The 3,161-nt window shown below is 71.4% G+C and carries 3 protein-coding genes; all 3 read left to right on the top strand.

The genetic code is table 11. The features are described 5' to 3' along the window. Positions 1–14 precede the first annotated feature (14 nt). From PLL68_RS11525 to PLL68_RS11535, 3 genes are read left to right on the top strand one after another with little or no spacing between them, the layout of a single operon-like run. On the top strand, positions 15–1,175 hold the full coding sequence (locus tag PLL68_RS11525) for an acyl-CoA dehydrogenase family protein (RefSeq protein WP_324534220.1): 1,161 nt from the start codon (positions 15–17) through the stop codon (positions 1,173–1,175). Between the two features lie 13 nt (positions 1,176–1,188). Beyond that, entirely contained in the window at positions 1,189–1,662 is a 474-nt protein-coding gene (locus PLL68_RS11530) for a DUF8738 domain-containing protein (RefSeq protein WP_502910699.1), read from the top strand. A 27-nt stretch (positions 1,663–1,689) separates the two neighbouring features. Next, positions 1,690–3,045 carry an MFS transporter gene (locus tag PLL68_RS11535; RefSeq protein ID WP_159903066.1) on the top strand — a complete coding sequence of 452 codons (1,356 nt, stop codon included), beginning with the start codon at positions 1,690–1,692 and terminating at the stop codon, positions 3,043–3,045. Positions 3,046–3,161: the final 116 nt, after the last annotated feature.

The following is a 3,161-nucleotide window of genomic DNA, read 5'->3' on the forward strand; positions in this document are numbered from 1 at the left end:
GGTATGGTCGGGCCATGGCAGCGACGCGGCTGATGCCCACCGAGGAGGGTCAGGACCTCATCGACCTGACCCGCGAGATCTGCGACAAGGAACTGCGGCCCAAGGTCGACGACGCCGAACGGGCCGCCGCCACCGACGAGTCCTTCCCCACCGAGGTCTTCCGCACCCTGGGCGCCGCGGGCCTGCTCTCCCTCCCCCACCCCGAGGAGTTCGGCGGCTACGGGCAGCCCTACGAGGTCTACCTCCAGGTCGTCGAGGAGATCGCCTCCGCGTGGATGAGCGTGGCCGTCGGAGTCTCGGTGCACTCCCTGACCGCCTACCCGGTCACGACGTTCGGCACCCCCGAGCAGCAGAGCACCCTCCTGCCCGACATGCTCTCGGGCGAGCAGCTCGGCGCCTACTGCCTCTCCGAGCAGCAGGCCGGCAGCGACATCGGCTCGATGACCACCCGAGCCACCACCGACGACGCCTCCGGCGAGTACGTGCTGCGCGGTCGCAAGGCCTGGATCAGCCACGCCGGGCACGCCGACTACTACACGACCTTCGCGCGCACCTCCGATGACGGCGGCAAGGGCCTGTCCTGCCTCATCGTCCCCGGCGACGCCACCGGCCTGTCCTTCGGCACCCCCGAACGCAAGATGGGCCTGCACTGCGACACCGTGCGCGAGGTGATGTACGACGACGTGCGCGTCGACGCCTCCCGCCGCATCGGGGCGCAGGGGCAGGGCATGGCCATCGCCCTGTCGGCGTTGGATGCCGGTCGCCTGGGTATCGCTGCCGCCGCCACCGGGTTGGCCCAGTCGGCCCTGGACCTCGCGGCGTCGTACGCGAAGGAGCGCCAGCAGTTCGGCCGCGCCATCGGTGCCAACCAAGGCCTGGCCTTCCTCATCGCCGACATGGAGGCCGCGGTGACCAGCGCCCGCGCGACCTACCTGCACGCCGCTCGCCTCAAGGACGCCGGCCGCCCGTTCTCCAAGGAGGCTGCGGTCGCGAAGCTGACGGCGACGGATGCCGCGATGCGGGTCACGACGGATGCCGTCCAGGTTCTCGGTGGGGCCGGGTACACGCAGGACTTCCCCGCGGAGCGATTCATGCGCGAGGCCAAGGTCACCCAGATCTTCGAGGGCACCAACCAGATCCAGCGCCTCGTCATCAGCCGACACGTCCTGCGCTGATCGCGTGTCCACCATGAACCTGCGACTGGCTGCCGCACTCGTCACCGCCCTCGTGGCGACGGGCGGGTGCGCCGCATCGACGCAGGAAGGCACCGACGCCACGACCTCGCCAAACCCCGCGAGCACGACGCCCGCGGCATCCACGACACCCGGCCCGACGGCATCCGAGAGCCCTTCTCCCGGCGCCGGTGGCACCCTGCCCGCCGACATCCGCACCCGCCCCGAGGTCGCGGCGGCCATCGCCGACACCGCCCAACGCGCCCAGGTCGACCCCGACCAGGTGCTCGTCGCGGCGTGGTCCCCGGTCACGTGGAACGACGGTTCGCTGGGCTGCCCGCAGAAGGGCATGGACTACACGCAGGCGCTCGTCGACGGTGAACTGCTCATGCTGCGCGTCGAGCAGGCCCTGTTCCAGTACCACTCCGCCCGCGGCGGCCCGTTCACGTACTGCGCCGCCCCGGACGCCAGCTACACGGTCACCGGCTGACCCTCGCGCGGCTCCTACACTCGGGTGGTGACCCGACCCGTGCTGCGCCAGGTGCACAACATCGGCCGTCGCCGGGCCTGGGTGATCTGGCTGGTCGCGCTGTCGGTCTACATCCTGGCCGTCTTCCACCGCACCTCGCTCGGCGTCGCGGGGCTGCTCGCGGCCGACCGCTTCGGCATCACGGCCGCGCAGCTCGCGACGTTCACGGTGCTCCAGCTCGCGGTGTACGCGGCGATGCAGATCCCCGTCGGGGTGCTGATCGACCGGTACGGCTCGAAACGCCTCATGGTCACCGGGCTCACCCTGATGACCGGCGGCCAGATGTGGTTCGCCTTCGCGGGGACCTTCGAGGCCGGGATGGCCGCCCGCGTCCTGCTCGGCGCGGGCGACGCGATGATCTTCACCTCGCTGCTGCGCCTGGTCGCGGTGTGGTTCCGGGTCAAGCAGGCCCCGTTCATCACCCAGCTGACCGGGATGGCCGGGCAGCTCGGGGCCATCGCGGCGGCCACCCCGCTGGCAGCCGCCCTGGCCACCTGGGGCTGGACCCGCTCGTTCGCCACCGCGGCCGGCATCGGAATCGTCCTCGGCGTGCTGCTCCTCGCCGTCGTCAAGGACTCCCCGTACCGGGGCGAGTCGGTCGAGCGGATCAAGGTCCGCGCCCTGGCCCGGACGCTGGCCGAGGTGTGGGGCAACCCCGGCACCCAGCTCGGGCTGTGGGTGCACTTCACCTCGCAGTTCGGCGCCACCGTGTTCGTCATGCTGTGGGGGTTCCCGTTCCTGGTCAGCGGTGAGGGGGTCGACGAGGACGTCGCGTCGTGGCTGCTCATCGTCATGACCGTCACCGGCATGGCCGCCGGCCCGGCCGTGGCGGCCTTCACCGCGCGCATCCCCTACCGTCGCTCGCAGCTGGTGCTCGGCATCGTCGGGTCGATCATGGCCGTCTGGGCGGTCGTGCTGCTGTGGCCGGGGCCGGCGCCCTTGTGGCTGCTCGTCGTGCTCGTCGTCGTGACCGCCCTCGGCGGCCCCGGGTCGATGGTCGGCTTCGACCTCGCGCGCACCTTCCACCCCTCCTCGCACCTGGGGCGCGCCACCGGCGTCGTCAACATCGGCGGCTTCGTCGCCTCGCTCGCGACGATCGCGCTGATCGGCATCGTCCTCGACCAGCTGGCTCCGGGTGGGCCCTCGACCTACACCCTCGAGCACTTCCGCATCGCGATGTCGGTGCAGTTCCTGTTCTGGGGCGTCGGCGTCATCCAGCTCGTGCGGTACCGCCGCAAGAGCCTGCGCCACCTCGAGGAGGTGCACCCCGCCGCACTCGACGCGCTGCGCTCGGGTGAGACCCTGCTCCCCGGCATCTCACGCCCCGAGGACCCGCGTCCCTGACCTCGCGGGAACTGCTCGTCGGGCGTTCACGCGGATGCCGCGTGTCGGTCACCTGATCGCGCGCTCGCCTCGCCCAGACTTGTCCTGACCGGGCCAAGTATGAGTTGGCCCGGTCC

The sequence above is a fragment of the Ornithinibacter sp. genome (assembly GCF_035443565.1).
Lineage (GTDB): Bacteria > Actinomycetota > Actinomycetes > Actinomycetales > Dermatophilaceae > Fodinibacter.

Bases quoted from the DNA above. Each gene is read 5' to 3' on its own strand.
- PLL68_RS11525 (WP_324534220.1), top strand. From the start codon at position 15: ATGGCAGCGACGCGGCTGATGCCCACCGAGGAGGGTCAGGACCTCATC.
- PLL68_RS11530 (WP_502910699.1), top strand. From the start codon at position 1,189: ATGAACCTGCGACTGGCTGCCGCACTCGTCACCGCCCTCGTGGCGACG.